This window comes from Sphingomonas sp. (assembly GCF_036402235.1).
Classification (GTDB): domain Bacteria; phylum Pseudomonadota; class Alphaproteobacteria; order Sphingomonadales; family Sphingomonadaceae; genus Sphingomonas.
In genome coordinates, this window is record NZ_DASWTG010000070.1 from 34,887 (window position 1) to 60,401 (window position 25,515).

Genomic DNA, 25,515 nt, shown 5'->3' on the forward strand with positions numbered 1-25,515 from the left:
GCGGGGCAAGCTATCCCGACCTCCGTTCGCCCTGAGCTTGTCGAAGGGCTGTACTTTCTTCGAGGAAGAAGGGCGGGGCTTCGACAAGCTCAGCCCGAACGGGCAGGCGGAGTAGCTCGGGCATGCGTATCGGCGTCGTCGCACCGGCGAGAACAGTGACCGAAGAATCGGCGGTGCGGATGAAGGCGTTCATGGCGCTGACCTATCCGCGGCACGAGATCGTGTTCCACCCGCAATGCTTCGTCACCGAGGGCCATTTCGCCGGACCGGACGAATATCGCGCCGCGGCGTTCCTGGAGTTCGCCAACGATCCCGCATTCGACGCGATCTGGTTCGCGCGCGGCGGCTATGGGTCGAACCGCATCCTCGACATGGCGATGCCGCAGCTCGGCCCGGCGGCGCGCAACAAGACCTATATCGGCTATTCGGACATGGGGTTCATGCTCGGCGCGCTCTATGCCCGGCGGATCGGGCGCCAGGCGCACGGATCAATGGCGAGTGCGATGGGCCGCGACGACAAGGGCGTGGACGCGGGCTGGGTGCTCGGCTGGCTGATCGACGGCGACCGCCGCGGGCTGGAGCCGACGCTGGACGGGCGGCCCGCCGCCGCATTCAATCTGGCGATCCTGGCAGCGATGATCGGCACGCCCTGGCTGCCCGATCTCACCGACCATGTGCTGCATATCGAGGAGGTGGGCGAGCCGATGTACCGGATCGACCGGATGTTGTTCCAGATGGCGCACGCCACACAGCTTCAGGGCATCGCCGGCGTGCGGCTGGGTGCGGTGACCGATATCGTCGACAATGACGTGCCGTTCGGAGAATCGCTCGAGCAGATGATCATCCGCTGGTGCCGCGAGATGGGCGTGCCCTATCTCGGCCGGTCGGGGATCGGGCACATCGCGCTCAACCGCGTGGTGCCGTTCGGGGTGGCGTAGGGCGGCAGGTGTTTAATCCTCCCCCGCCAGGGGGAGGTGGCACGCGTAGCGTGACGGAGGGGGAGGGCGGCGGCACGCTATTGAGCGCACTGTATCCGCCCCCTCCGTCAGCCTATGGCTGACACCTCCCCCTGGCGGGGGAGGATTGAATGGAGTGTCAGAGCCCGATCAGCCCGGCCGCCTGCAGTTCGGCCTGCGCCTGGCGATAGATCTTCGGCTCCTCGATCCCGAGCCGCTCGCGCGCTGCGTCGAGCGGCTCGTACATCAGCGCCTCGTAATCCTCGCCCGAAAGCCATTTGGCGCGCTTGCCGTGGCGGCGGCCTTCGAGCACGGCCTTGGCGAAGGTGCGCTTGCCGGTGATCTTGAGGCTCTTGAGCGCCGCGCCCGCGCCGATGAACGCCCAGCCGAGCCCGCCGGTCTGCGAGTAGGAGAAGGCGACGAGGCATGCCTCGCCCAGCGGCTCGTCGGCCTGGTAGCCGGTGAGGATGTGCCAGATGTCGTGGATGTCACGCTCGCGGCGGCCGAACCAGGCGTGCGGATGCTCGACGTTGCGCTCGACCTCCGCGTCGGCATAGCTGACGTCCGCCAGCCCCTGGGCCGAATAGCCTGTGCGGTCGAGAAACGCGCGATAGGCGGCGCCGACGCTGCCTTCGGGCAGCGAATCGATCCACGCGCGATCCGAGAAGCGTTCGGACAGCTCGATCCGCTGATAGGCGAGGCGGCCGCCCTGCGGCGTCGTCAGCAGCTTGCGATAGTTCTTCGCCGCTGTGTCGCCATTGAGCGCACGCATGATGCGGAACACCTGGACCGTATCGTCGGCATTGCCGAGCAGCTTGAGCAAGGCGCGCAGGGCCGTGCCCCATTCGCGCTTGCGGGGCTTGCCCCAGTCGATCGCCTGGACGGGCGGCTGCGCTTGCGTGGCCATGATCGCTTATCCTTACTGACAAGCGTGTTAATAAGCCATTGTCGCGCGCTGTTCAAGACCCCAGGTCAGACCCGCATCGGCATCAGGACGTACAGCGCGGGCGACTTGTCGTTCTCGCGGATCAGCGTCGGCGCGGCGGCGTCGGCCAGATGCACCTCGACCAGATCGCCCTCGACCTGCCCGAGGATGTCCATCAGGTAGCGCGAGTTGAAGCCGATCTCGAACGGCTGCGCGGCATAGTCGCCGGGCACGTCCTCGGCGGCGGTGCCGTTGTCGGGGCTGGTGACCGACAGGGTGATGCGGTCGCGGTCGAGCGCCATCTTCACCGCGCGCGTCTTCTCGGTCGCGATGGTCGAGACGCGATCGACGCCCTCCATGAAGCTCTTGGGATCGATCTTCAGGATCTTGTCGTTGCCCGTGGGAATCACGCGGCTGTAGTCGGGGAAGGTGCCGTCGATCAGCTTCGAGGTGAGGATCGCGGCGCCGAGATCGAAGCGGATCTTCGAGCCCGACAGCGATACGCCGACCGAGCCGTCGACCTCGTCGAGCAGCTTGCGCAGCTCGGCGACGCATTTGCGCGGCACGATCACGTCGGGCATCGATTCGGCGCCGTCGGGACGGGCGACGGTGACGCGGGCGAGGCGGTGGCCGTCGGTGGCCGCGGCCTTCAGCGTGTCGTCGGCGACGTGCAGGAAGATGCCGTTGAGGTAATAGCGCGTCTCTTCGGTCGAGATCGCGAAGCGGGTCTTGTCGATGATCTGCTTGAGGATTTCGGCCGACAGCTCGAAGACGGTCGGCAGCTCACCCTCGGCGATCACCGGGAAGTCGTCGCGCGGTAGCGTGCCCAGCTCGAACTTGGCGCGGCCGGCGTTGATCTTGATCTTGCCCTCGGCCGCGGTCAGCTCGACCTGCGAACCCTCAGGCAGCTTGCGTGCGATGTCGAACAGCGTATGCGCCGACACGGTGGTGGCGCCGGCCTGATCGACCGCGGCGGGCACGGTCTCGTCGATCTGCAGGTCGAGATCGGTCGCCATCAGCCGCAGCGATCCTTCGGCCGAGGCCTCGATCAGGACATTGGACAGGATCGGAATCGTGTTGCGCCGCTCCACCACCGACTGGACGTGGCTCAGGCCCCTCAACAACGTTGCGCGTTCGATCGTCGCTTTCATGTGTATTCAAACCCCCGGGGCGGCGGCCCCCAAAGACAACAGGCTGCCAGACGGCGCACGGATAGCCGTCGGAAGTTCGAGATATCCTTAACGCGAAAAAGGGCCGGAGCAAGCGCCCCGGCCCTTCGTATCGCATCATTTTGGGCATCATCTGTGGACGGTGCCGAGTCGCGGCCGCCTCAGAAGCGGATGCCGACGCCGGCGACGAGCTGATGACGGTCCACATCGATGTCGTAGCCATCGATCTTGCCGTAGTTCGAGTAGCGGTACTCGCCCTTGAGATACGCGTTGCCGCTCAGCTTGAACTCGGCGCCCGCGCCGACGCGGAAGCCTTCCATGTCCTCGCTGATCTCGGTCCGGCTGCTGCCGGTCTCGTAGGTCGTGTTGACGCGGGCGTTGGTGTAGCCGCCCTTCGCGTAGAGCAGCGTGGTCGGGGTGATCGCCACGCCGGCGCGCGCGCCGAGATAGATGTCGCGGCCCATGTCGACCACCAGGCGGTCGCCCGCGGCGAGCAGGCTGTCGGCGCGGGTGTCGACGCTCGAACCGGTCAGCTCGGCCTCGGCGCCGATCACCGCGCCGCCGAGCTGGACGTCATAGCCGATCGCGCCGCCATAGGTGACGCCGTCGCTCGATCCGGCATCGCCGTCGGTGCCGTCGCTCGCCGCATCATAGCCGACCAGAGCCTCGACGCGAGGGCCGGTGAAGGTCGCGTCCTGCGCGAAGGCCGGGGCCGTCATCGCGCTCGCGGCCAGTGCGGCCAGAACCAGTTTACGCATAAGAACTCCTGTACAGATACACCCCGCTTGGGCGGGAACCGGCTCAATGCGCCAAATCATGCTGCGTTGCATGAACCCCGGATAAACGCGGAAAACCGTTGCTTTTGGGCCACAGCACGCCCTAGATTCGGGCAGGGCAACGCGGGCGCAGCATATGCGGCAACGGGGGAGGCCAGTGCAGATGGCGAGACTGGGCCGCGACTTCATCGCCCGCCATGGCGAGACGGTGTTCAATGCCGCGCGCCGCCTGCAGGGCGATCATGCGCATACGCCGCTGACCCGCGCCGGCTTCGCGCAGGCGGACGAGATGGGGCGGGCGCTGCGGGATCATCTGGGCGCAAGGCCAAAGCTGACGCTCTGGTCCTCCAACACCGGGCGGGCGCTTCAGACGCTGGCGGTGATTGCCGAGCATCTCGAGCTCGACTGGCACGGCGCGCGCCACGATCCGCGGCTGACCGAGATCGGCACGGGGGTATGGGGCGGACGCTATTATGCCGAGCTGGCTGCCGAATATGGCGAGGTGGTCGCAGCGGGCGGTTTGCTGCGGGTCGCGCCCGAAGGCGAATATTACCATGAGATCGCCAAACGCGTCGGGGCCTGGCTTGCCGATACCGATGATGATGCGGGCGACCGGCTGGTGATCATGCACGGCATCTCGAGCCGGGTGTTGCGCGGGGTGATGACCGGGTGCGATGTGCATCCCGAGTTCGAGACGCCGGTTGCCGGCGGGCTGCCTCAGGGTTCGGTGGTGATGATCGAGGCGGGGATCGAGACGGTGATCCACACCGGCACCGGGCGGGCCCCGGCATGATCGCCGCCGCGCTTTTGTTGATCGGCGCGCTCCAGGAACAGGGCCGCGAAGCGCTGGGGGTGTTCGACAGCTGGGGGGCGTTCCGCGACGCCGCGCCGCAGCGCTGCTATGCGATCAGCCAGCCGCCGCAGAACGCGCGGGGTGCCTTCGCCAGCGTCGCCAACTGGCCAGGCAGCGGCGCGCGCAACCAGCTCCACATCCGCCTTAGCCGCGCGCGCGATCCGCGCGCCAAGGTCACGCTATCGGTAGGGGAGCGGCGATTCGAGTTGATCGCCGGGCCGGATGACGCCTGGGCGCCCGATCCGCGCACCGATGCCGCGATCGTCGCGGCGATGCGGTCGAGCCGCAGCATGAGCGTCGAGAGCCTGGCGAGTGGCGGCGGCGCCTTCGCGGATACCTACGCCCTGAAGGGTGCAGCCACCGCGATCGACGCCGCCGCCATGGGCTGCGCGCGGCGCTAGGCCGGTCCGCGCAACCCGGGGGGGACGATCACTGGGTCGGCGCCGGGGCGGGCGAAGCCTGCTGCTCGGCGACGATCGCGGCCTGCACCTTCTGCTGCAGCGCCGGATCGGCCTGCGACGCCTGCGCGATCTCGTTGAACCGCGCGGGCGGCAGGCCGCTGCCCGATACGGCTTCGGCCATCTTCTTCTGCTTGTCGGCGGCCGGAACGGCGGTGTCCTTGTTCACCTTGTCCACGGCCAGCGCGGCCTTGGCGAACTGCTTGAGCTCCGCATCGGTCACGGTCGAGGGCGCCGCGGTCGAGGTCGGCGGGGCAGCCTCCTGCGCGGGCGCGGCGGGCGCGGTGGCGTCCTGGGCCAGTGCGGGCGTGGCGATCAGCGTGGCGCCGGCCAGCAGCAGGGCATGGCGAAACTTCATGTCTTATTCTCCAAAGCAAACTCGGGTTGCCCCCGCCCGAATGCTTCCAGCGCGATGCGGTTGCCGCAATCCCGCTTCGACGCGGCGAGCCGTGGACGGGATGAGTTGGGGTGTGGATTTTTGCCCGCTTTTCGCCTATATGCGCGCGATGCAGACAGCTTCGGCCGCCCCCATGCCCATTCCCGGGCACATCGATCCCGTGCCCGTTCCGCGAACGCTGAAGCCGCGTGCGGACGGGCGAATCGACCTGCTCGGCCTGTCCAGGCATGACCTGCGCATGGCGCTGGAGACGTCGCAGCTCGAGCCCAAGCAGGCCAAATTGCGCGCCAAGCAGCTGTGGCACTGGATCTACAATCGTGGCGTGACCGACTTCGCGCTGATGACCGACATCTCGAAGACGATGCAGCCGTGGCTGGCGCAGCGCTTCGTGATCTCGCGCCCCGAAGTCATCGAGGCGCAGGTCTCGACCGACGGCACGCGCAAATGGCTGCTCCGCTCGGACGACGGCCAGGATTACGAGATGGTGTTCATCCCCGACGCCGATCGCGGAACCCTGTGCGTCTCCAGTCAGGTCGGCTGCACGCTCAACTGCCGCTTCTGCCACACCGGCACGATGCGCCTGGTCCGCAACCTCGAGCCGGGCGAGATCGTCGGGCAGGTGATGCTGGCGCGCGACGCGCTGGGCGAATGGCCGAGCACGCCCGAGGGCCGCATGCTCACCAACATCGTGATGATGGGCATGGGCGAGCCGCTCTACAATTTCGACAATGTCCGCGACGCGCTGAAGATCGTCATGGACGGCGACGGGCTCGCGCTGTCCAAGCGCCGCATCACGCTCTCGACCAGCGGCGTGGTGCCGATGATGGAGCGCGCGGGCGAGGAGATCGGCGTCAACCTCGCGGTCTCGCTCCACGCGGTGACCAAGGAGGTGCGCGACGAGATCGTGCCCCTGAACCGCAAGTTCGGGATCGAGGAGCTGCTCCAGGCCTGCGCCGACTATCCCGGCGCGAATAATGCCCGCCGCATCACCTTTGAATATGTGATGCTCAAGGACAAGAACGACAGCGACGCGGACGCGCGCGAGCTGGTGCGGCTGATCAAGCAGTACAAGCTGCCGGCCAAGGTCAATCTGATCCCGTTCAACCCCTGGCCCGGCGCGCCGTACGAATGCTCGACGCCCGAGCGCATCCGTGCGTTCCAGGAGATCGTGTTCGGCGCGGGCATCTCGGCGCCCGCCCGCACCCCGCGCGGCCGCGACATCGATGCGGCATGCGGCCAGCTCAAGACCGCGGCGGAGAAGAAGTCGCGCGCCGAGCTCGACCGGCTGGCGGAGGAAAAGCAGGCCGCGCTGGGTTAGGGTCTAAACCCAATTAGACCGCGTAGCGGCGGGCGTCTTTTGGCGCCATGCGGCGTCGCTCGTCGGTCACGATGGAACTCCATCGCTCCCTCCTCGCTCCTAGCCTGGCGCCAAAATCCGCTCCGTCTCGACCTCGTTCTAATTGGGTTTAAGACCCTAACCGAGCGCTGCGCCCGCCGCGATCGTGTCGGCGCGTCCGGCGATCCAGACCTGACCTTCGCCGTCGATGCTGCAATGGACGCGGCCGTCCGCGCCGGTGCAGCGGCCCTGCGCCGCGATGTAGCCGCCGCTGGCGAGCCCATCCGCGAACAAATGCTGCGCCACCGCGGCGTTGAGGCTGCCGGTCACCGGATCCTCCACCATCCTGCCCGACGGATCGGCGAAGAAGGCACGCACTTCCCAGTCCGCGCCGCTGCCCGGCGCGGCCGGCCCGACCAGCCCGATATCGGTGCCGACCGGCGCGCGCGGCTGCGGCTCGGCGCCGAGCACGTCCTCCGCCGAGCGCAGCCGCAGCAGGCGCCAGCGCGGGCCGTTGACGGCGTGGCGGGCATCGACGATCGCGTCGGCCGGGACGTTGGCGAACGCAGCGGTCTCGACGCGTTCGGCATCGGTGAGCGGTGTGCCGTCGATCAGCGGGGGCGCGCGGAACGCCAGCCGCTCGCCGTCGCGCCGGACCTCGACCAGCCCGACGCCGCATTGCTGCACGATGCGGTCCGCCTTCTTCGGGATGCCGCCCGCAGCGAGCCAGGCATGGCAGGTGCCGAGCGTGGGATGCCCGGCAAAGGGCAGCTCGCCCGCCGGATAGAAGATGCGCACGCGATAGTCGGCGGCGGGATCGGTGGGCGGGAGAAGGAAGGTGGTCTCGGAGAAGCCGAGCCAGCGGGTGAGCGCGAGCATCGCGTCCGCGGTCATCTGCTCGGCACCATGCATTACGGCCAGCGGGTTGCCACGCAGCGCCTGCGCCCCGAACACGTCGATCAGATCCAGCTTCATCATTTCCGCCTCTGACTATGGTTGCCGCCGTGCCGATACGCCCTCGCCCGGCTGACCGGTGAAAACAGCCCGTGCCCAGCCGGGGGTCCAGCGAAGGCGAGCCACGTCCAGCGGACGCCATAGGCCCGGCTTTCGGGGTGGACCGAGGGGGCTTCCGCCCGCCGGATCAGCTGGAAGCCGACTGCGCATGCCAGATCGATCGCCTCCTGCGGCGGCGCGGGATAGCTGTGTTGCCGGAGCGTGCCCGGATCGTGGCGCAGTGAGAGGATCAGCCTGCCGCCCGGGGCCGTCATGCGGGCGAGGGCCGGCAGGGCGCGTGCGCGGTCCGCGGTATCAAGATGGTGCCAGACGGCGCACAGCAGCACCAGATCGAACGGACCGCGGCGCTCGGTCTCGTCCAGCGCGGGAAGCTGATCGTCGAGCCATTCGATCGCATCGCCATGAAGCGCGGCGCCGGCTTCGCGAAACGCGGGGACGGGCTCGACCGCCAGAACGTGATACCCCTTGCGCGCGAGCCACGCGGCGTCCCGGCCCGTGCCCGCGCCGATATCCGCGACGCGGGCAGGCGGCGCCGGAAACAGGTCGAGCACCGCGGCATAGATCTGTTCGGGCGGAAGCGCGTCATAGCCTGCGATCAGCTCGGGGGTCGCGTTGGCGGCATAGTCGGCGATCGCATCATCCATTCGGGGTCTCCGTCTTCAACGATCCCGATATTGAGCGCGCCGGGCTTTCTGGCATAGGGCGTTTCGATGAACTGGCCCGACCTTCTGCTTGCCGCCGTCGCGGGGGTCGTCGGCGGGGCGATGAACGGGCTGGCGGGCGGCGGGTCGTTCGCGACGCTGCCCGCGCTGATCGCGCTGGGCCTGCCCGCCAATATCGCCAATGCGACCTCCAACGTTGCGCTGCTGCCCGGGGCGGCGGCGAGTGCCTGGGGGTTTCGCGACGAATTGGGGCCGGTGGCGGGGCTGTCGGTGGTGCTGCTCGCCGCGATCACCTTCATCGGCGGGATCGCGGGCAGCCTGTTGCTGGTGCTGACGCCGAGCGACACGTTCGACATCGTCATCCCCTGGCTGTTGCTGTTCGCCTTCGTCGTGATGCTGTTCGGGCGGAGCGCCGCGGACTGGCTGCACGCGCGCGTCACCATCGGCACGCCGACGCTGATCGGCGCGCAATCGGTGCTGGGCATCTATGGCGGCTATTTCGGCGGCGGCGTCGGGCTGATCACCACCGCGGTCTATGGCCTGCTCGCCAATATCCAGCCGCGCGAGCTGTTCGCGATCCGCACGCTGATGCTGTCGGTCGCCAATCTCGCCGCGGCGATGGTGTTCGTCGGCCTTGCGATGGTGTGGTGGTGGGCGTGCCTGCCGATGCTCGCGGGATCGATCATCGGCGGCTGGGCGGGGGCGGCGATCGGCAAGCGGTTGTCGCCGCGTGCGGTGCGGGTTTGGACGCTGCTGGTGACGGCCTCGACGACGGTGATCTTCTTCGTGCGCGCCTACGGCTAGGTTGGGCGCAAGGCCGGGATTATCGGGCATCCGGGTGCATTCGGGTCAGAAAATGCCCGCCACCCTTCAATAGCTGACGCCTGGCTTGCAATGTTGGAATTCATTTGCTTGCATCGCTGGGTCGCGTCCCGGCCGCTCTTTGATGTCGTCGATTCCCGTAGCAGGGCGAGCTCGCCGAACCGGCCCGACAAAGGCGGCAAAGTTGACACAATGAACCGCGTTCCGCGTAATTTCGTCAACTTCGGCAAGCCGCCATCGGCTCACGCCCGCGTCTATGCCGCGTCGCGGCATTCGCGGCGGCGCGGGAAGGAGGCTTCCCACCAGTCGCCGATCGCGTCGATCAGCGGCATCAGCTCCGCGCCCGGCGCGCTGAGGCTGTATTCGACGCGCAGCGGGAAGCCCGCGTACGCGGTGCGCGCGACCAGCCCGGCATCCTCGAGCTTGCGCAGCTCGAGCGTCAGGATGCGGTGCGAGATGCTCGGATTGTCGCGCTGCAGCTCGCTGAAACGCTTCGGCCCGTCCTTGAGATAGTAGAGCAGCAGCGTTGCCCAGCGGCCGCTCAGCACGCGCATCGCATCCTCGATCGGGCAGCTCGACACCACGTCCTGCATTTCTTCGCTCCACGCCTGAGGTGACATTTTTGTGCGTAATTTACTTGGGCGCCCGGCTCCCTAAATGCCAGTCACACCGCGCGGTGATCCCCCAAGATCACGGAGACTATCATGGAACCGACCCTGCTTTACGGCTTCCCGCTGGGGAGCTCGATGGGGCTCGTCGCCTCGCTCGAATGGCTGGGACAGCCCTACCGGCTGTCGCGCGTCGACATGCTGAGCGAGATGAAGACGCCCGAATATCTGCGCCTGAACCCGCGCGGCGAGACCCCGGTGCTGCTCCCCGGAGACGGCCGCGCGGTGACCGAGACGATGGCCATCGCCGCCTGGATCGAGGCGCGCGACGACGAGCGGCGCGTCAGCTTCGCGCCCGGCACGGCGCAGGCCGACCGGATGCACCAGTTGATCGGCTTCATCAACACCGGCTTCACCGCGGCCTTCACCCCCTATTGGGTGGCGCTCGAGATGGAAGATGGCGATCCGGCGTACAAGGCGGCGCTGCGCCAGTTCGGGCACGGGCTGGTCAACGACCGGCATGCGCGGATGGAGGAGCTGATCGGCGATGCGCCCTATCTGATGGGCGATCGGCCGACGCTGGCCGATGGCGTGTTCATCGGCGTCGCGCGTTGGGGCGCCTTTCACCAGGCGGTGCAGACCGGCGACTATCCCCGGACCCAGGCCCTGATCGCGCGGCTGATGGCCGACCCCGCGGTCGCCTTCGCCCAAGCGCGCGAGGACGGCGAGACGCCGCCGGGCAACGGCGCGCTGCTGGGCGAGGTGCCGCTGGCGCAGATCCTGCGCGATCACGCCTGACCTGTCTTGCCGCTGGCGCTTCCCCGGCGCCGGCGGCATAAGGGGGCGTGGCCAGTGAACCCGCCGTCTATCGCCACCGTCTGCCCACCCGGCTGTGGCACTGGGTGACGGCGGTCAGCGTGATCGTGCTGCTCGGCAGCGGCCTTATGATCCTCAACGCGCACGGCCAGCTCTATTGGGGCGAATATGGCGCGAATTACGACCGGCCCTGGTTCCGCGTGGCATGGGTGTTCGAGGGAGGGCGGGTGCCCGGCTGGCTGACGATCCCGTCGAGCTACGACCTCGCGCTGGCGCGGCGCTGGCACCTGTTCTTCGCGCTGGTGCTGGCGTTCGCGCTGCTCGCGTTCATGGCGGTGAGCCTGCTCAACCGGCATTTCCAGCGCGACCTGCGCGTGCGAGCGAACGAGCTGACGCCCGCTCACCTCGCCGCCGAGGTGAAGGCGCATGCGGCACTGCGCTTCCACGATCCCGAGAATCCGCGCGCCTATAACGGTTTCCAGAAGCTCTCCTATGTCGCGGTGATCTTCGTGCTGCTGCCGCTGGTGATCTTCACCGGGCTCGCCATGTCGCCCGGGATGAACGCGGCCTGGCCGTGGCTGACCGATATCTTCGGCGGGCGGCAGAGCGCTCGCTCGATCCATTTCATCGTCGCGATGCTGCTGGCAGGGTTCACGATTCTGCATCTCGCGCTCGTCATCCTGGCGGGGGTGTGGAACGAGGTGCGGTCGATGGTCACGGGCAAGTGGAAGGTGCCCGAGACATGAGCCTGATCACGCGCCGCTCGCTGTTGGTCGCCGGGGCCGGGGGGCTGGTCGCCGGATGCGATGCAATTGGAGAGAGCGCGGCGGGCCGCGACCTGCTGTTCAAGGCGGAGGCGGTGCACAGGAGTCTGCAGCGCGCGATCACCGACCGCAACGCGCTGGCCCGGCAGTTCACTGAGGCGGAGATGTCGCCGCGCTTCCGCGCCAACGGCTCGATCTTTCCCGCTGACTCGGCCTATCGCGCGCTGATGCGAGGCAATTTCGCCGACTGGCGGCTACGCGTGGACGGGCTTGTGGCGCGGCCCCTCAGCTTGTCGCTCGCCGACCTTCGTTCGCTGCCGCAGCGCGCGCAGATCACCCGCCACGATTGCGTCGAGGGGTGGAGCGCGATCGGCAAATGGCACGGGCCGAAGCTGTCGACAGTGCTCGACCTCGCCGGGCTCAGGGACAGCGCGCGCTTCCTGGTCTTTCACTGCGCCGATACGCTCTATGGGCGGCCCTATTATGAATCGATCGACCTGGTCGATGCCTTCCACCCGCAGACGATCCTCGCCTGGGCGATGAACAACCGCACGCTCCCGGTCGAGCATGGCGCGCCGCTGCGCCTGCGGGTCGAGCGGCAGCTCGGCTACAAGCACGCGAAATATGTGATGCGGATCGAGGCGGTGGCTTCGATCGACGGCATCCACGGCGGCAAGGGCGGGCTGTGGGAGGATATCGCCGGTTATGAATGGTATGCGGGAATCTGAGATTATTTATTTCGGATCCGTGCATTTTCCGCGCTTGCGAACAAGGTTTCGCCCGCTAGCCTAGGCGCATGGCCCTGATCGACCATTTCTTCGCCCGCGCCCTGAAGCGCGGTGAGTTCACCGTGATCCATGCCGACGGGACGGCGCGCAGCTTCGGTGCGCCCGACCCGGACATTGCACCGGTCACGATCCGCTTCGCCGATCCGTCCGTGCCGCGGCGCATCCTCACCGACCCTTCGCTGGGCGCGGCGGAGGCGTTCATGGACGGATCGCTGGTGATCGAGCAGGGCGACATCCTCGCGCTGCTCAACCTGTTCACCGCGAACAACAAATGGGAGGATGCGACCGGCAACCTCAATGCCGGACTGCTCAAGCGCGGTTTCGACAATGTCCGCTTCCGGCTCGACCGCATCAACATGGCGCGCCGCTCGAAGCGCAACGTCGCGCACCATTACGACCTCTCGGCGACGCTCTACGACCTGTTCCTCGACGCGGACCGCCAATATTCGATGGCCTATTACACCGATCCGTCGAACAGCCTCGAGCAGGCCCAGGCGGACAAGAAGGCCCATATCGCAGCGAAGCTCGTGATCCGCCCGGGGATGAAGGTGCTCGACATCGGCTGCGGCTGGGGCGGCATGGCGCTCTACCTGCACGAGAAGACCGGTGCCGAGGTGCTGGGCATCACCCTGTCCGAAGAGCAGCTCAAGATCGCGCGCGAGCGGGCGGCGAAGGCCGGCGTCGCGGACAAGGTGAAGTTCGAGCTGATCGACTATCGCCACGTCACCGGTCAGTTCGACCGCATCGTCTCGGTCGGGATGTTCGAGCATGTCGGCACGGCGCATTACCGCACCTTCTTCCGCAAGTGCCGCGAGCTGCTGAACGAGGAAGGGGTGATGCTGCTCCATACGATCGGCCGTGCCGGCGGACCGGGCGTGACCGACGCCTTCACTGCCAAATACATCTTCCCGGGCGGCTATATTCCAGCGCTGTCGGAGATCGTGCGCGGGCACGAGGGGATGCGCCTCTTCCTCACCGACGTCGAGGTGCTGCGGCTCCACTATGCCTACACGCTCCAGGCCTGGTACGACCGCGCGACGGCGGCGAAGGCGGAGATTGTCGCGCTGTACGACGAGCGCTTCTTCCGCATGTGGACCTTCTACCTCGCCGGGTCGCTGACCGCTTTCCGCAACGGCGGGCTGGTCAACTACCAGCTGCAATATTCGCGCTCGCGCACCGCGCTGCCGATCACGCGGAATTATATGACGGAGGCGGAGAAGGCCCTGGGCGGCGGCTGATGCCGTCAATCCAGGACTTGCCAGCGGAAACGCAGGAACGAGCTTGAGACGACCGGGGTGCCGTCGGCCAACCGGGCCGGCTCATAGCGGACCCGTTTGCGGATCAGGGCGCAGGTCTGTTGATCGAGCCGTGCGAAGGTGCTCGAGCTGATCACGGTGCAGTTGAGCAGCTTTCCGTCCGCGCCGATGTCCAGCCGCACGCCGACGGTGCCACCTTCGCCCATCGCGACGGATTCGCTGGGATAGTCATCATTGGTGACCCATCTGGCCGGGTTTTCGGCGGCCTTGGCTCGGACGGCGATGCTCCGGAAGGCTGCGGGATCGCCGCCCCAGCTGCGGATCAGATCATCCTCACAGGTAAGCGCGGCGGCGAGCGGGGCCTTCATGCCATTGGTCGCGAGGTGGATGACCTCGCCGCGGTGCGTGAGGGTCAGCGATTTGGCGCCTTCGATCCGCGCCAGTTCCTCGGCGCTGATGGTGGCATGCAGCAGGCGGTTTCCGGCTTTGACCGATCCGCTGATCGCAGGCGTCGTGATCGGCGGAGAATCGGGGCCGGTGGTGATGACGAGATCGCTCTTCCTGATCCTCTCCTTGCCGTCATAGGGCCGGTTGAGGACAATCTGATTGTGATCACGTCCCGGCATCAGAGTCAGCGCGAAGACCACCTGCTGATCGCCGGCGCCGAAGCTGCGCGCGACGTTGCAGGCATTGTCGGCATAATCGACCACCCAGCTGCCTGCCGGCTTCAGCGGCGCGGGCGCAGCAGCGCTCTGGCCTACAATCGTGGCGAGGACGGCAGCGATCAGTGGCATGATCAGGTTCCGTCCGTGGCGCTCCAGCCGAACCGCATCATCGAGGTCGACGGGATCGCCTTGCCCTTGGGCGAAAGCGCTGGTTCATATTTTCCGCGGAGCGTCACGAGCTCGCAGGTCTTCTGGTCGAGGCGCGGGAAGCCGCTCGACGTGGCGACGGTGCAGCCGCTGACCTTGCCCGTCGCGTCGATCTCGATCTTCACGGTGACCTGGCCGCTTTCGCCCGCGGCGCGCGATTCGGGCGGATAGTCGGCGGAGGTCACCCAGGCTCCCGGCGATCCGATCGGCTTGGCGCGAACGGGCTGCTGCTGCTGCTGCTGCTGTTTCTCCTCCTTCTCGCGCGCGGCGGCGCCGCCGGTTTGCTGGATCCTGCGCTCCTGCATCGGAGCGGCGGACAGAGCGAGGAGGGTGGCTGTCAGAAGCATCGCAGGACGATATCGCGAATCGTCCGCCAGTCCAGCAATTCGTTGCCGGGGTTACTTGACGCCGATCTGCTCGATATCCGCGCCTGCGTAACGGGTGAGCTCGTCGCGGGTGATCTTGCCGTTCCTGTCGGCATCGACCGCCGCGAACCAGGCGTCGGCCTTGGCGAAAGGCGGCTGGCGCGCATCGACCGCTGGCCGTGGGTCGCCTGCCTTCTTGGCCCTGCTCGCGGCGGCATAGGTGGCGTTGGCGCTCGCATCGAAATCGAAGCGGGCGCGCACCTCGTCGCGCTCGATCACGCCGTCCTCGTTGAGATCGAGATCGGCGAAGCGCTCGGCGACGCGGCGCTCGGCCTCGGCCTTGGGGAGCGGGCCGGGGGCGACGCCCACGGGCGCGGTCTGGATGGCGGCGAGGGCGAAGAGAATCAGCATGGGCGGCGCCATAGCACGAACCGGCTGACTGGCGCTTGAACCGTCAGGCCGGGTATTTCGCGTTCATGTAAGCCAGCGCGTCGCGGGTCATCTCCTCGAGCGCGCTCATGTCCACATCGGCGAGCTTGTTGATGTAGAGACACGACTTGCCGGTCTTGTGCTTGCCGAGCCGCGCCAGCTGTGCGCCCTGTCCCGGGTCTTCGGTGAGGATGTAGAGCACGAGCTGCGCCTTGCGCGGCGAGAAGCCGAGGCGGCACATCGTGCCCTCATGGCCGCTCTCGTACTTGTAGTGATAGCTGCCGAAGCCGATGATCGACGGGCCCCACATCCTGGGCGGCTCGCCGGTGATGCGCTCCATCATCGCGCAGACGATCTTCGCGTCCTCGCGCCGCGCCGGGTTCTCGACCGCGGCGATGAAATCGGCCGCGGTCACCTGCGTCGGCTTGGTCTTGATCTCGGTCATCGAGCCGCTCCGCTGGATTTCGCGCGAGCATATGCGCATGGAGGCGCCATGCAAGCGTCCCAGCCCCTCCTCCTCACGCGCCGCTCGATCCTTGGGCAGGCTTGGCCGATCATGCTCGGGCAGACGACGGTGCCGCTGGTCGGTCTGGTCGATACCGCGGTGATCGGCTGGACGGGGGATGCCGCGGCGCTGGCGGGGGTGGCGCTGGGCGTCGCGATCATCAACTTCATTTTCTGGGCGTTCGGCTTCCTGCGCATGGGGATGACCGGGATGACCGCGCAGGCGCATGGCCGGGGCGACGGCGCCGAGGTGGATGCCCTGCTCGCACGCGGACTGGCGGCGGGCCTCGCGATCGGCGTGGCGCTGGTCGCGCTGCAACTGCTGCTCGTGCCGCTCGCGCTCGCGGCGCTGGCCGGGGGCGGCAGCCTCGACGCCGCGGCGCGCGAGTTCGCGAGCGCTCGCTTCCTCGGCGCACCCGCCGCGCTCGGCTTCTACGCGATCAACGGCTGGCTCTACGGCCTTGGCCGCACGCGCGACACGCTGCTGCTCCAGATCGCGATGAATGCGGCCAATGTCGTGCTGGACGTGCTGTTCGTGTGGCATTTCGGCATGGGTGCGCGGGGCGTGGGCCTCGGGACCGCGCTGGCCGAATGGATCGCGCTGGCGCTTGGCATCGTCATGGTGCTGCGTATCGCCGGGCCGGGGGCGCTGATGCGCCAGCGCGCGGGCTTCTTCGATCCCCTGGCGTGGAAGCGGCTGTTCGCGGTCAATGGCGACATCATGATCCGCACCATCGCGCTGCTCGCGATGTTCCTGTGGCTCGCCAATGCCGGCGCACGGCTGGGCACGGTTCAGCTCGCCGCCAACCACGTGCTGCTCCAACTGGTCGGCATCTTCGCCTTCGTGCTCGATGGCTTCGCCTTCACCGCCGAATCGCGCGTAGGGATCGCGATCGGGGCGGGATCGAAGGCGGACCTCAGGCGCGCGATCCGGCTGACAGGAGAGTTCTCGCTTGGCTTCGGGCTGATCGCGAGCGTGGTCGCCGCGGCGTTCGGCTGGCTGCTGGTCGACCTGCTGAGCACCAATGCGGAGGTCCGCGCCGCCGCCTATGCGATGCTGCCCTTCGCCGCGCTCACCGCGACGCTTGGGGTGCCCGCCTGGCTGCTCGACGGGGTGTTCATCGGCGCGACGCAGGGCCGGGCGCTGCGCAACGCCGCGATCCTGGCGACAGTCCTGTATATCGGGACCGACTTGCTGTTGCGGCCGTTCGGGGCGACGGGTTTGTGGCTCGCATTCCTCGCCAGCTATTTCTATCGGGCGATCTCGCTGGGCGCCTATCTGCCCCGGCTGTTCACTGGTGTTGCGGAAGCGCCCCCGCGGCCCTAGAGGCGCACGCGACCTTTTCCCTCTGGAGCTTTGCGCAATGGCCGACAAGATCAACCGTGTGGTGCTCGCCTATTCGGGCGGCCTCGACACCAGCGTGATCCTGAAGTGGCTCCAGCAGGAGTATCAGTGCGAGGTGGTGACCTTCACCGCCGACCTCGGCCAGGGCGAGGAGCTCGAGCCCGCGCGCCAGAAGGCGCTCAACGCCGGGGTCAAGCCCGAGCACATCTTCATCGACGATCTCAGGGAAGAGTTCGTCCGCGACTTCGTCTTCCCGATGATGCGCGCCAATGCGCTGTACGAGGGGCTGTACCTGCTCGGCACGTCGATCGCGCGGCCGCTGATCTCCAAGCGGCTGATCGAGATCGCCAAGGAAGTGAACGCTGACGCCGTCAGCCACGGCGCGACCGGCAAGGGCAACGATCAGGTCCGCTTCGAGCTGTCGGCCTATGCGCTCAACCCCGACATCAAGGTGATCGCGCCGTGGCGCGAATGGGACCTGACCAGCCGCACCAAGCTGATCGAGTTCGCCGAGAAGCACCAGATCCAGGTCGCCAAGGACAAGCGCGGCGAGGCGCCGTTCTCGACCGACGCGAATCTCCTCCACACCAGCTCCGAGGGCAAGGTGCTCGAGGATCCGTGGGAGGAAGTGCCCGATTACGTCTATTCGCGCACGGTAAACCCAGAGGATGCGCCCGACACGCCCGAGTACGTCACGATCGATTTCGAGAAGGGCGACGGGGTCGCGCTCAACGGCGAGGCGATGTCGCCGGCGACGCTGCTGGCGGCGCTCAACGATCTCGGCCGCAAGCACGGCATCGGCCGGCTCGACCTGGTCGAGAACCGCTTCGTGGGCATGAAGTCGCGCGGCATGTACGAGACGCCGGGCGGCACCATCTATCACCTCGCGCACCGCGGGATCGAATCGATCACGCTCGACCGCGGCGCTGCGCACCTCAAGGACGAGCTCGCGCCGCGCTATGCCGAGCTGATCTACAACGGCTTCTGGTTCGCGCCCGAGCGCGAGATGCTGCAGGCGGCGATCGATCACAGTCAGCAGAACGTCAACGGCACCGTCCGCCTCAAGCTCTACAAGGGCAGCGTGAATGTGGTCGGCCGCAAGTCGCCCGGCTCGCTCTACAGCGAGAAGGTGGTGACGTTCGAGGACGATCAGGGCGCGTACGACCAGCGTGACGCGGCGGGCTTCATCAAGCTCAACGCGCTTCGACTGCGGCTGCTGGGCCGCCGTGAAGGTTGACCGCTTCGGATGCATTTCCTCTGATATTACGAGCACGAAATGATATAGGGTCGTCGAATTGCTCCGGGGGGAACAATGAAACGACTGATCATTTGCCTCGTGATGGGGGGCATCGCCGTGCCCTCGGCGATGGCGCAGAGCATCGGCAAGTCGCTCGACACGGTCGGGATCGGGGGCGACGAAGCGGGTAAGGTGACCGTGACGCTCGAGGCGAGCGCCGCGCCCGCGTTCGGCAAGCCGCTCCCGTTCGATACGGCGGCCGACGACCTGGTCGACGAGGGTGAGTACGGCTTCACCTTCAAGGCCAAGCGCGGCACCGACGCACTGACCTGGAAGCTCGATGCCGGGGGCACCATGTCGCCGCATCTGTTCGACGATCGCGACCGCGAATCCGGGCTGTTCGGCCAGATCAGCATCGAGAGCACCGACAAGTTCGCGCTCGAGCGCAGCGGCGGGCGCGACGTGGCGGGCAAGGATCAGACCTTCGTCTATGCGCGCTACCGCCTGACCCAGCCGTTCAAGGGGCTGTTCGACACCAACACCGCGCTCACCCACAAGGTCACGCTCGGTATGGCGGTGACCGACTATCTGTTCGTTCAGTGCAAGGATGGCGAGACACCCGCGGGCGGCTGCACCGGCGATGGCAGCATCGGGTACAAGCTGTCCGCCGAAGTCGCGCAGACGATCTCGGCGGACGATGCTTCGGAGCGCCTGTCCCCGCGCCTGGCTGCGGAATTCATCCTGCTGACCGACGCGGACCTCAAATTCACCTTCGAGGCAAGCGCCTCGCTCGACCGCTACGACAATGTCCTCGATGCTGACGGCGCCAAGCGGATCGACAAGACGGTTAAGCTGCGCGCCGCGCTGTCGCCCGCGGCGTGGCTGCAGGCGCGCGGCATGTCGACGGCGATCGATATCGGCATTGGCGGCGAATACCGGCGGCGCTGGTCGAACGTGGCCGACAAGGCGTTCGAGCGCGGCTTCTTCATGCCGAGCCTGACGTTGAAGGCTGCGCTCAACTGACCCCGCTGCAAGGGATTTGCCCAGTCAAATATTAACCATGGCGCGCTACGCTGCGGGGATGACGGCGGGGCAATCGACGGTGTGGCGTGACCGGGGCGTTGCGGTTGCGATCGCGGCCCTGCTGACGGCCGCCTGGTGCGCGATGCACTGGCCGGCGCTGTCGGCGCTGCATCTGCCCGATACCGACGATGTCGTGCGGCTTCAGCAGATTCGCGACTGGCTGGGCGGGCAGGCGTTCCGGGATCTGGCGCAGCATCGGCTGGGGCTGGGCGGGCTGGAGATGCACTGGTCGCGGCTACCCGATCTGGTGCCGGCGGCGATCATCGCCCTGCTGACGCCGCTGACCGGCGCGCATGCCGCGGAGATCGCTGCGGTGATCGTGTGGCCGGCATTGCTATTCGCCGCGGCGTTGACGCTGACCGGGGCGATTGCGCGGGCGCTGGGGACGTCGGCGCCGACCGCGATCGTGGTGGCGGCGCTGGCCTATCCGGCGAGCGCGCTGTTCCTGCCCGGGCGGATCGACCATCACGGCCTGCAGCTCGTGCTGCTGCTGGTGCTGCTGGCGGCGCTGTTGGGCCAGGGAACATGGGGCAAGGGCATCGCCGCCGGGCTGGCCAGCGCGGCGAGCCTCGTCATCGGGATGGAGATGGCGCCGCTTCTTGTTGCAGGTGGAGCGGTGCTTGCGGCTCGCTGGGTGGAGGACGGGGCGCGCGCGAGGCTGGCGGGATACGGGCTGGCCTTGACGGTGGGGCTCGCCGCGGCAGCGCTGCTGCTGGGGACCAGCGGATGGGATTATCCAGCCTGCGACGGCTTCGCTACCCCGCTGTGGCGGGCTGCGCAGATCGGCGCGCTGGCGCCGCTACTCCTGGCGCTGCTGACGCCGTGGCTGCCGGAGATGCGAGGCCGGATCGCGGCGGCGGGCCTGATCGGCGCGGGCGCCGTGGCGGCGGCGCTGGCGGCCTCGCCTTCCTGCCTGCGGCCCTATGGCGGGGTCGATCCCGTGCTGGCGCGCATCTGGCTTGCCAATGTCGCCGAGGCGCAGCCGTTGCTGGTTGCCCCGTTCGCGCATGCAATCGGCTATGCCGGGCTTCTGGTCGTGGGGTTGGGCGCGACCTGCTTGATGTGGCGCCAGTCGCGCGGGCGCGAATGGCTGATCGTCGGGATGCTCCAGCTCGTGTCGTTGCTGATCGCCTTCGCGCAGCTTCGCGGCGCCTATGCCGGGGCGATGCTCGCGGCGCCAGCGCTGGCCGGACTGATCGCAGCGGCGCGCGCGCGCGGAACGCTGGCGCTGGCCGCAGCGTGGATTCTGTCGGCCGGGTTGCTGTACCCGATCGCCGGTGCTGCCCTGTCGCATGCTCCGGAAGCGGGCCGGGGTACCGGCTGCGATGCGGGCGCGGCGCTGGCGGTGCTGGCGCGCCAGCCGCGCGGGACCGTTGCGATGCCGATCGACCTTGGCGCCTATGCGCTGGCCGCGACGCCGCATGACGTGCTGGCGGCACCCTATCATCGTAACGGAGCCGGCAATCGCGCGCTCTACCGGATGCTGTTGATGGCGCCCGATGCAGCGCATCGCGAGGCTGCGCGGCTGGGCGTGGACTATCTCGTCGATTGTCCCGGCGCATATGGCGAGCTGGGAACCCCACCCGCCGGGTCGCTTTTCGCGGCGTTGCGCGGAGGCAGGCGCCCCGCATGGCTGCGCCCGGTGCCGGGCGGGAATGATGGCGCGCGCATCTATGCGGTCGTGCCATGAGCGGCGCGCGCTGGTGGGAGAGGCGCTGGTTCGTGCTCGCCGCGATGCTGCTGGCGGCGGTCCCCCTGCTGTGGCCCGCGGTGCCGCCGCTGACCGACCTGCCGGGGCATATCGGGCGCTACCGGGTGATGCTCGGCGACGCGCCGGAGCTGAACCGCTATTACGCCTTCCAGTGGCGGGTGGCCGGCAATCTGGGCGTCGATCTGCTGGTCGCGGCGCTGGGTCCGTGGGTCGGGCTGGAACCCGCGGTGAAAGCGGTCGTGATCGCGATCCCGGCGCTGACCACCGGCGCGCTGCTATGGATCAGCCGCGAGCTGACCGGGCGGGTCAGCCCTTGGGCGCTGTTCGCGCTGCCGCTCGCCTATAACTACCCTTTCCACTTCGGCTTCGTGAATTTCTCGCTGGCCACGGCGCTCGCGCTGGGTGGCTGGGCGCTGTGGCTGCGGCTGCGCAGGCTCGGGCAGCTGCGGACGCGCGCGGCGCTGTTCGTCGCGATCGGGCTGCTCGTCTGGGCCGCGCATGCGATGGGCTGGGCGATGCTGTGCCTGCTCGCGTTCGGTGGCGAATGCGCGCGTCAGCGCAGTGGCGGCGCGAAGCTGCCGATGGCGATTCTGCGCGCCGGGATCGCCTGCCTGCCGCTCGCGCCGCCGGTGCTGGCGCTGCTGCTGTGGCGCAGCAGCGGCGGCGGAGACACCGAGCGCTTCCTCGACCTCGCGATCAAGCTCAAGGGACTTGGCAGCGTGTTGCGCGATCGCTGGCTGGCCTTCGACGTCGCCTCGACGGCGCTGCTGCTGGTCCTGATCTATGCCGGCGTACGCGGGCGCGCCGGGCGGATTGCGCCGGAGGCGGCCGTCGCGGCGGGACTGGCGGCGCTGGCGTTCCTGCTGCTTCCCTTCATGCTGATGGGATCGGCCTATGCCGATCTGCGTCTGCTTCCCTATGCGATGATGATTGCCCTTGCCGGTCTTGCGCCGGATTCGGCAATCGCGCCTCAGGCGTTGCGCCGGATCGCGCTGGCAGGCCTCGCCTTCTTCCTCCTGCGCACCGCAGCGACCACCGCAAGCTTCGCTCTCTATGACCGCGAATGGACGCGCGAGCTGGCCGCGCTCGATCATCTTCCCCGCGGCGCGCGCGTGCTGGGACTGGTCGGAGACACCTGCGGCCAGCCTTGGGCGCATAGCCGCCGCACGCACCTGCCCAGCCTCACCATCGCGCGACGCGGGGCCTTTGCCAACGATCAATGGCGGATGGAGGGCGCGCCGCTGCTCGGCGTGAAGCTGACCGGCGCGGGCTTTTTCGGGCATGACCCGTCGCAGATCTCGCTTCCCGAACCGTGCACGATCGATCCCAACCTGATGCCGCAGGCGCAGGCGCTCGCCGCCTTCCCGCGAGACGTGTTTACCCATGTCTGGCTGATCCGCCCGCATCCCGCCGCGTCGGGCGAGCGCGCAGGCCTCAAGCCGCTGTGGCAATACGGCGATTCGGTGCTTTATGCGGTGGAGCGCCCTTCAAGCCGCTTGCCGCTGGGGGCCGTGCCGAAGTAAGTGCGGCCGATGCAAGGGGGTTCCGAAGCGCCGCGCTGGTGGCAGACGCGCTGGTTCGTGCTGTTCGCGGCGATCGCGGCGGCAATCCCTTTGCTGTGGCCCGACGTCCCGCCGATGGTGGACCTGCCCGGCCATATGGCGCGGTTCCGCGTCCAGCTTTCGCACAATGAAGTGCCGTGGCTCAACGACTGGTACAAGTTCGAGTGGAGCCTGATCGGCAATCTCGGGCTTGACCTGCTGATCATCCCGCTCGAACCGATCTTCGGACTCGAGCTGGCGGTGAAGCTGATCGTCATCGCCACCCCGGTGCTGACCGTGACCGGCCTGTTGTGGATCGCGCGCGAGGTGCACGGGCGAATCCCCGCGACCGCGCTGTTCGCGCTCCCGCTCGTCTACAACTATGCCTTCCATTTCGGCTTCGCGAACTTCGCGCTGTCGATGGCGCTGGCGCTCAACGCCTTCGCGCTGTGGCTGCGGCTGGCGCGGCTCGGCAGGATCCGGCTGCGCGCGATCCTGTTCGTGCCGATCGGCCTGATCATCTGGATCACCCATACCTTCGGCTGGGGCACGCTGGGCGTGATGTGCTTCGCTGCGGAGCTGATCCGCCAGCACGACAAGCGCGGCCCGCGCGAGGGGCCGTGGCACGCCGATTTCGTGCAGAGCTGGATCGTGCCGTGGATCTGGGCGGGAATCCACTGCCTCGTCCTCGCGCCGCCGGCGCTGCTGATGCTGATGTGGCGCAGCGGTGGGCATGTCAGCGGGCAGACCGGCGACTGGTTCAACTGGCGCGCCAAGATCTGGTGGATCCTGATGGTGCTGCGCGACCGCTGGCAGCTGTTCGACATCGCCTGCCTCGGCGTGATCTACCTGGTCCTGTTCAAGGGCGTGCGCGATCCCAACATCGAATATTCGCGGCATCTGGGGATTTCGGCGCTGTTCCTGATCGCGGTGTTCGTCCTGCTGCCGCGCGTGGTCTTCGGGTCGGCCTATGCCGACATGCGCCTTGCCCCCTATATGCTGGCGATCGCGCTGATCGCGCTGCGGCCCAAACCGGGCATGACGGTGCGCGGCGCGAACGCACTGGCGATGGCGGGGCTTGCCTTCTTCCTCGTCCGCATGGGCGCGACGACCTGGAGCTACGTCCTCTACGACAAGTCCTATGACCGCGAGCTCGCCGCGCTGGATCATGTGCCCGAGGGCGCGCGGCTGCTGAGCTTCGTCGGCGAGACCTGCTACAACGAATGGACGATGACGCGGCTGCAGCACCTGCCCGGCATGGCGATGGTGCGCAAGCTCGCCTACACCAACGACCAATGGTCGATGGCGGGCGGGCAGCTGCTCACCGTGCGTTACAAGCAGGCACGCGGATTCAGCCACGATCCCTCGCAGATCGTCACCGACACCAAATGCCCGCGCGAATGGTGGCGTCCGGTGGCGGTGAGCCTCGCGCGCTTCCCGCGCCATGCCTATGACTATCTCTGGGTGATCAGCCCGCCGCCCTATGACAAGCGGCTGGAGGCGGGGCTGATCCCGGTGTGGCGCGACGGCAGCAGCGCGCTGTTCAAGATCGACCACGGCACCCCTGCGGCAGTGCTCAACCCGGTCGATCTGGGACCCTATCACGACCAGATCCAGAAGATCCGCGAGTTCCTGAAGCGCGACAAGCAGAAGCAGATGGAAGCCTGGCAGGCCGCGCAGAAGAAAGTCTAGCCGCTCCGCCGGAAGGGCGTCAGCTCGCTCAGGAATTCCTGCTCGTGTGCCACCGCAGCGCGCTCTCGCTCCAGATAGTCGGCGACCGCGCGGCGGAAGTTCGGATCGGGCAGATAGTGCGCCGACCAGGTGGTGACAGGGACATAGCCACGCGCCAGCTTGTGCTCGCCCTGCGCGCCGGCTTCCACGCGGGCCAGGCCGCGCGCGATCGCGGCGTCGATCGCCCGATAATAGCATAGCTCGAAATGGAGGAACGGAACCTCCTCCACACAACCCCAATAGCGGCCATACAGCGCATCCGCGCCGATCAGGTTGAGCGCCCCGGCGATCAGGCGGCCGCCACGCTCGGCCAGTATCAGCAGCACCTTGTCGCCCATCGCCTCGCCCAGCATCGAGAAGAAGGGGCGGGTGAGATAGGGCTGGCCCCATTTGCGGCTGCCGGTGTCCTGATAGAAGGCCCAGAAGGCATCCCAATGCGCTTCGGTGATCTCCGCGCCGGTCAGGTGCCGGATCGTCAGACCCTCCGCCGCGCGCTCGCGCTCCTTGCGGATCGCCTTGCGCTTGCGCGAGGAGAGGGCCGTGAGGAAATCCTCGAAGCTGGCATAGCCGTCATTCTGCCAGTGGAACTGGGTGCCTGCCCGGATCAGCCAGCCCGTTTGCTCGAACAGCGGTATCTGCGCTTCGTCGAGAAAGGTGACGTGGGCGGAGGACAGGCGGTTCTGGTCGGTGACCGCTTCGAGGCCCGCGATAAGCCCGGGCGCGAGCGCGGCGTCGCGCAGCAGCAGGCGCGGGCCGGGGACGGGCGTGAAGGGCACCGCGGCCTGCAACTTGGGGTAGTAGCGCCCGCCCGCGCGTTCCCAGGCATCGGCCCAGGCGTGATCGAAGACATATTCGCCCTGGCTGTGGCTCTTGGCATAGGCGGGGACGATCGCGGCGGGGGTGCCGCAGGGATCGTCGATGACGATCGGCAGCGGCTGCCACCCGGTCTCCGCCGTCGCCGAGCCCGATCGTTCGAGCGCTGACAGGAAGGCGTGGGAAACGAACGGGTTCGCGTCGCCTGCACAGGCATCCCAGTGCGCCGCCGGGATCGACGTCACACCTTCGGCGATGCGGGCGGTAACGGAGGCGGGCACGCG

27 protein-coding genes are annotated in these 25,515 nt (G+C 67.8%); 15 read left to right on the top strand and 12 right to left on the bottom strand.

All coding sequences use genetic code 11. The features are described 5' to 3' along the window. The first annotated feature begins 122 nt into the window (after positions 1 to 122). Complete coding sequence (locus tag VGD28_RS14835; RefSeq protein WP_331029124.1) at positions 123 to 938, top strand: LD-carboxypeptidase; 816 nt, start codon at positions 123 to 125, stop codon at positions 936 to 938. A 157-nt stretch (positions 939 to 1,095) separates the two neighbouring features. On the opposite strand, the gene VGD28_RS14840 is transcribed toward VGD28_RS14835, so the two are convergent. From VGD28_RS14840 to VGD28_RS14850, 3 genes are all read right to left on the bottom strand, one after another. Then, positions 1,096 to 1,863 (bottom strand): Coq4 family protein, encoded by a 768-nt coding sequence (locus VGD28_RS14840; RefSeq protein ID WP_331029125.1) that lies wholly within the window; start codon positions 1,861 to 1,863, stop codon positions 1,096 to 1,098. Between the two features lie 65 nt (positions 1,864 to 1,928). Continuing rightward, positions 1,929 to 3,032, bottom strand: a complete 1,104-nt coding sequence (dnaN, locus tag VGD28_RS14845; protein WP_331029126.1) for a DNA polymerase III subunit beta — start codon at positions 3,030 to 3,032, stop codon at positions 1,929 to 1,931. Between the two features lie 179 nt (positions 3,033 to 3,211). Next, complete coding sequence (locus VGD28_RS14850; protein ID WP_331029127.1) at positions 3,212 to 3,808, bottom strand: outer membrane protein; 597 nt, start codon at positions 3,806 to 3,808, stop codon at positions 3,212 to 3,214. 181 nt (positions 3,809 to 3,989) lie between these two features. Between VGD28_RS14850 and VGD28_RS14855 the strand changes: the two genes are divergently transcribed. Both VGD28_RS14855 and VGD28_RS14860 read left to right on the top strand, forming a co-directional pair. Beyond that, entirely contained in the window at positions 3,990 to 4,619 is a 630-nt protein-coding gene (locus tag VGD28_RS14855; protein WP_331029128.1) for a histidine phosphatase family protein, read from the top strand. Then, entirely contained in the window at positions 4,616 to 5,080 is a 465-nt protein-coding gene (locus VGD28_RS14860; RefSeq protein ID WP_331029129.1) for an invasion associated locus B family protein, read from the top strand. Before VGD28_RS14855 ends, VGD28_RS14860 begins: the two co-directional genes overlap by 4 nt. Before the next feature lie 28 nt (positions 5,081 to 5,108). Here VGD28_RS14860 and VGD28_RS14865 read toward each other — a convergent pair whose 3' ends face one another. Then, positions 5,109 to 5,495, bottom strand: coding sequence for a DUF4168 domain-containing protein (locus VGD28_RS14865; protein ID WP_331029130.1), 387 nt, complete (start codon positions 5,493 to 5,495; stop codon positions 5,109 to 5,111). Between the two features lie 172 nt (positions 5,496 to 5,667). On the opposite strand from VGD28_RS14865, the gene rlmN reads away from it, so the two are divergent. Next, on the top strand, positions 5,668 to 6,852 hold the full coding sequence (gene rlmN / locus VGD28_RS14870; RefSeq protein WP_331029131.1) for a 23S rRNA (adenine(2503)-C(2))-methyltransferase RlmN: 1,185 nt from the start codon (positions 5,668 to 5,670) through the stop codon (positions 6,850 to 6,852). Positions 6,853 to 7,008: 156 nt separating this feature from the next. Here rlmN and VGD28_RS14875 read toward each other — a convergent pair whose 3' ends face one another. After that, positions 7,009 to 7,845, bottom strand: a complete 837-nt coding sequence (locus VGD28_RS14875; RefSeq protein ID WP_331029132.1) for a PhzF family phenazine biosynthesis protein — start codon at positions 7,843 to 7,845, stop codon at positions 7,009 to 7,011. Continuing rightward, entirely contained in the window at positions 7,845 to 8,528 is a 684-nt protein-coding gene (locus VGD28_RS14880; RefSeq protein ID WP_331029133.1) for a class I SAM-dependent methyltransferase, read from the bottom strand. Before VGD28_RS14880 ends, VGD28_RS14875 begins: the two co-directional genes overlap by 1 nt. A gap of 66 nt (positions 8,529 to 8,594) precedes the next feature. Between VGD28_RS14880 and VGD28_RS14885 the strand changes: the two genes are divergently transcribed. Next, positions 8,595 to 9,350 (top strand): sulfite exporter TauE/SafE family protein, encoded by a 756-nt coding sequence (locus VGD28_RS14885; protein ID WP_331029134.1) that lies wholly within the window; start codon positions 8,595 to 8,597, stop codon positions 9,348 to 9,350. 272 nt (positions 9,351 to 9,622) lie between these two features. Here VGD28_RS14885 and VGD28_RS14890 read toward each other — a convergent pair whose 3' ends face one another. Further along, positions 9,623 to 9,961, bottom strand: coding sequence for a helix-turn-helix domain-containing protein (locus VGD28_RS14890; RefSeq protein ID WP_331029135.1), 339 nt, complete (start codon positions 9,959 to 9,961; stop codon positions 9,623 to 9,625). 111 nt (positions 9,962 to 10,072) lie between these two features. Here VGD28_RS14890 and VGD28_RS14895 point away from each other — a divergent pair, with 111 nt between their 5' ends. The 4 genes from VGD28_RS14895 to VGD28_RS14910 all read left to right on the top strand — a co-directional run bounded on the left by VGD28_RS14895 (position 10,073) and on the right by VGD28_RS14910 (position 13,582). Beyond that, a complete protein-coding gene (locus VGD28_RS14895; RefSeq protein WP_331029136.1) occupies positions 10,073 to 10,774 on the top strand; it encodes a glutathione S-transferase family protein in 702 nt (233 codons plus the stop codon). Positions 10,775 to 10,821: 47 nt separating this feature from the next. Then, positions 10,822 to 11,538 (top strand): cytochrome b/b6 domain-containing protein, encoded by a 717-nt coding sequence (locus tag VGD28_RS14900; RefSeq protein ID WP_331029137.1) that lies wholly within the window; start codon positions 10,822 to 10,824, stop codon positions 11,536 to 11,538. After that, positions 11,535 to 12,284, top strand: a complete 750-nt coding sequence (locus VGD28_RS14905; protein WP_331029138.1) for a molybdopterin-dependent oxidoreductase — start codon at positions 11,535 to 11,537, stop codon at positions 12,282 to 12,284. Before VGD28_RS14900 ends, VGD28_RS14905 begins: the two co-directional genes overlap by 4 nt. Before the next feature lie 68 nt (positions 12,285 to 12,352). Further along, positions 12,353 to 13,582 carry a cyclopropane-fatty-acyl-phospholipid synthase family protein gene (locus tag VGD28_RS14910; protein WP_331029139.1) on the top strand — a complete coding sequence of 410 codons (1,230 nt, stop codon included), beginning with the start codon at positions 12,353 to 12,355 and terminating at the stop codon, positions 13,580 to 13,582. 5 nt (positions 13,583 to 13,587) lie between these two features. Here the strand turns inward: VGD28_RS14910 and VGD28_RS14915 are convergent, their stop codons facing one another. The 4 genes from VGD28_RS14915 to VGD28_RS14930 are packed head-to-tail and all read right to left on the bottom strand — an operon-like array spanning position 13,588 to position 15,711. Further along, positions 13,588 to 14,394: an energy transducer TonB gene (locus VGD28_RS14915; RefSeq protein WP_331029140.1), complete on the bottom strand. Its 807-nt coding sequence runs from the start codon at positions 14,392 to 14,394 to the stop codon at positions 13,588 to 13,590. A 2-nt stretch (positions 14,395 to 14,396) separates the two neighbouring features. Next, entirely contained in the window at positions 14,397 to 14,819 is a 423-nt protein-coding gene (locus tag VGD28_RS14920) for an energy transducer TonB (RefSeq protein ID WP_331029141.1), read from the bottom strand. Between the two features lie 51 nt (positions 14,820 to 14,870). Then, positions 14,871 to 15,248, bottom strand: a complete 378-nt coding sequence (locus VGD28_RS14925) for an EF-hand domain-containing protein (RefSeq protein WP_331029142.1) — start codon at positions 15,246 to 15,248, stop codon at positions 14,871 to 14,873. 43 nt (positions 15,249 to 15,291) lie between these two features. Then, on the bottom strand, positions 15,292 to 15,711 hold the full coding sequence (locus VGD28_RS14930; RefSeq protein ID WP_331029143.1) for a DUF1801 domain-containing protein: 420 nt from the start codon (positions 15,709 to 15,711) through the stop codon (positions 15,292 to 15,294). Positions 15,712 to 15,759: 48 nt separating this feature from the next. Between VGD28_RS14930 and VGD28_RS14935 the strand changes: the two genes are divergently transcribed. The 6 genes from VGD28_RS14935 (at position 15,760) to VGD28_RS14960 (ending at position 24,379) form a co-directional block, all read left to right on the top strand. After that, on the top strand, positions 15,760 to 17,097 hold the full coding sequence (locus tag VGD28_RS14935) for an MATE family efflux transporter (protein WP_331029144.1): 1,338 nt from the start codon (positions 15,760 to 15,762) through the stop codon (positions 17,095 to 17,097). A 37-nt stretch (positions 17,098 to 17,134) separates the two neighbouring features. Then, the gene (locus VGD28_RS14940) at positions 17,135 to 18,352 is read left to right on the top strand and encodes an argininosuccinate synthase (protein ID WP_331029145.1); all 1,218 of its coding nucleotides are present in this window, start codon (positions 17,135 to 17,137) and stop codon (positions 18,350 to 18,352) included. 75 nt (positions 18,353 to 18,427) lie between these two features. Further along, positions 18,428 to 19,375, top strand: coding sequence for a hypothetical protein (locus VGD28_RS14945; RefSeq protein WP_331029146.1), 948 nt, complete (start codon positions 18,428 to 18,430; stop codon positions 19,373 to 19,375). Between the two features lie 37 nt (positions 19,376 to 19,412). Further along, on the top strand, positions 19,413 to 21,125 hold the full coding sequence (locus VGD28_RS14950) for a hypothetical protein (RefSeq protein ID WP_331029147.1): 1,713 nt from the start codon (positions 19,413 to 19,415) through the stop codon (positions 21,123 to 21,125). Further along, on the top strand, positions 21,122 to 22,669 hold the full coding sequence (locus VGD28_RS14955) for a hypothetical protein (RefSeq protein WP_331029148.1): 1,548 nt from the start codon (positions 21,122 to 21,124) through the stop codon (positions 22,667 to 22,669). Before VGD28_RS14950 ends, VGD28_RS14955 begins: the two co-directional genes overlap by 4 nt. A 9-nt stretch (positions 22,670 to 22,678) precedes the next feature. Then, positions 22,679 to 24,379 (top strand): hypothetical protein, encoded by a 1,701-nt coding sequence (locus VGD28_RS14960; protein WP_331029149.1) that lies wholly within the window; start codon positions 22,679 to 22,681, stop codon positions 24,377 to 24,379. Here the strand turns inward: VGD28_RS14960 and VGD28_RS14965 are convergent. Next, the gene (locus VGD28_RS14965) at positions 24,376 to 25,512 is read right to left on the bottom strand and encodes a GNAT family N-acetyltransferase (protein ID WP_331029150.1); all 1,137 of its coding nucleotides are present in this window, start codon (positions 25,510 to 25,512) and stop codon (positions 24,376 to 24,378) included. The two genes, VGD28_RS14960 and VGD28_RS14965, sit on opposite strands and share 4 nt — an antisense overlap. Positions 25,513 to 25,515: the final 3 nt, after the last annotated feature.

Excerpts from the sequence above, each read along its gene's own strand:
- dnaN (WP_331029126.1), bottom strand. The coding sequence starts at position 3,032 with ATGAAAGCGACGATCGAACGCGCAACGTTGTTGAGGGGCCTGAGCCAC.
- VGD28_RS14875 (WP_331029132.1), bottom strand. The coding sequence starts at position 7,845 with ATGAAGCTGGATCTGATCGACGTGTTCGGGGCGCAGGCGCTGCGTGGC.
- VGD28_RS14910 (WP_331029139.1), top strand. The coding sequence starts at position 12,353 with ATGGCCCTGATCGACCATTTCTTCGCCCGCGCCCTGAAGCGCGGTGAG.
- VGD28_RS14940 (WP_331029145.1), top strand. The coding sequence starts at position 17,135 with ATGGCCGACAAGATCAACCGTGTGGTGCTCGCCTATTCGGGCGGCCTC.
- rlmN (WP_331029131.1), top strand. The coding sequence starts at position 5,668 with ATGCCCATTCCCGGGCACATCGATCCCGTGCCCGTTCCGCGAACGCTG.
- VGD28_RS14855 (WP_331029128.1), top strand. The coding sequence starts at position 3,990 with ATGGCGAGACTGGGCCGCGACTTCATCGCCCGCCATGGCGAGACGGTG.
- VGD28_RS14905 (WP_331029138.1), top strand. The coding sequence starts at position 11,535 with ATGAGCCTGATCACGCGCCGCTCGCTGTTGGTCGCCGGGGCCGGGGGG.
- VGD28_RS14850 (WP_331029127.1), bottom strand. The coding sequence starts at position 3,808 with ATGCGTAAACTGGTTCTGGCCGCACTGGCCGCGAGCGCGATGACGGCC.
- VGD28_RS14865 (WP_331029130.1), bottom strand. The coding sequence starts at position 5,495 with ATGAAGTTTCGCCATGCCCTGCTGCTGGCCGGCGCCACGCTGATCGCC.
- VGD28_RS14885 (WP_331029134.1), top strand. The coding sequence starts at position 8,595 with ATGAACTGGCCCGACCTTCTGCTTGCCGCCGTCGCGGGGGTCGTCGGC.
- VGD28_RS14925 (WP_331029142.1), bottom strand. The coding sequence starts at position 15,248 with ATGCTGATTCTCTTCGCCCTCGCCGCCATCCAGACCGCGCCCGTGGGC.
- VGD28_RS14935 (WP_331029144.1), top strand. The coding sequence starts at position 15,760 with ATGCAAGCGTCCCAGCCCCTCCTCCTCACGCGCCGCTCGATCCTTGGG.
- VGD28_RS14950 (WP_331029147.1), top strand. The coding sequence starts at position 19,413 with ATGGCGCGCTACGCTGCGGGGATGACGGCGGGGCAATCGACGGTGTGG.
- VGD28_RS14890 (WP_331029135.1), bottom strand. The coding sequence starts at position 9,961 with ATGCAGGACGTGGTGTCGAGCTGCCCGATCGAGGATGCGATGCGCGTG.
- VGD28_RS14930 (WP_331029143.1), bottom strand. The coding sequence starts at position 15,711 with ATGACCGAGATCAAGACCAAGCCGACGCAGGTGACCGCGGCCGATTTC.
- VGD28_RS14895 (WP_331029136.1), top strand. The coding sequence starts at position 10,073 with ATGGAACCGACCCTGCTTTACGGCTTCCCGCTGGGGAGCTCGATGGGG.
- VGD28_RS14915 (WP_331029140.1), bottom strand. The coding sequence starts at position 14,394 with ATGCCACTGATCGCTGCCGTCCTCGCCACGATTGTAGGCCAGAGCGCT.
- VGD28_RS14920 (WP_331029141.1), bottom strand. The coding sequence starts at position 14,819 with ATGCTTCTGACAGCCACCCTCCTCGCTCTGTCCGCCGCTCCGATGCAG.
- VGD28_RS14955 (WP_331029148.1), top strand. The coding sequence starts at position 21,122 with ATGAGCGGCGCGCGCTGGTGGGAGAGGCGCTGGTTCGTGCTCGCCGCG.
- VGD28_RS14835 (WP_331029124.1), top strand. The coding sequence starts at position 123 with ATGCGTATCGGCGTCGTCGCACCGGCGAGAACAGTGACCGAAGAATCG.
- VGD28_RS14840 (WP_331029125.1), bottom strand. The coding sequence starts at position 1,863 with ATGGCCACGCAAGCGCAGCCGCCCGTCCAGGCGATCGACTGGGGCAAG.
- VGD28_RS14945 (WP_331029146.1), top strand. The coding sequence starts at position 18,428 with ATGAAACGACTGATCATTTGCCTCGTGATGGGGGGCATCGCCGTGCCC.
- VGD28_RS14880 (WP_331029133.1), bottom strand. The coding sequence starts at position 8,528 with ATGGATGATGCGATCGCCGACTATGCCGCCAACGCGACCCCCGAGCTG.
- VGD28_RS14960 (WP_331029149.1), top strand. The coding sequence starts at position 22,679 with ATGCAAGGGGGTTCCGAAGCGCCGCGCTGGTGGCAGACGCGCTGGTTC.
- VGD28_RS14860 (WP_331029129.1), top strand. The coding sequence starts at position 4,616 with ATGATCGCCGCCGCGCTTTTGTTGATCGGCGCGCTCCAGGAACAGGGC.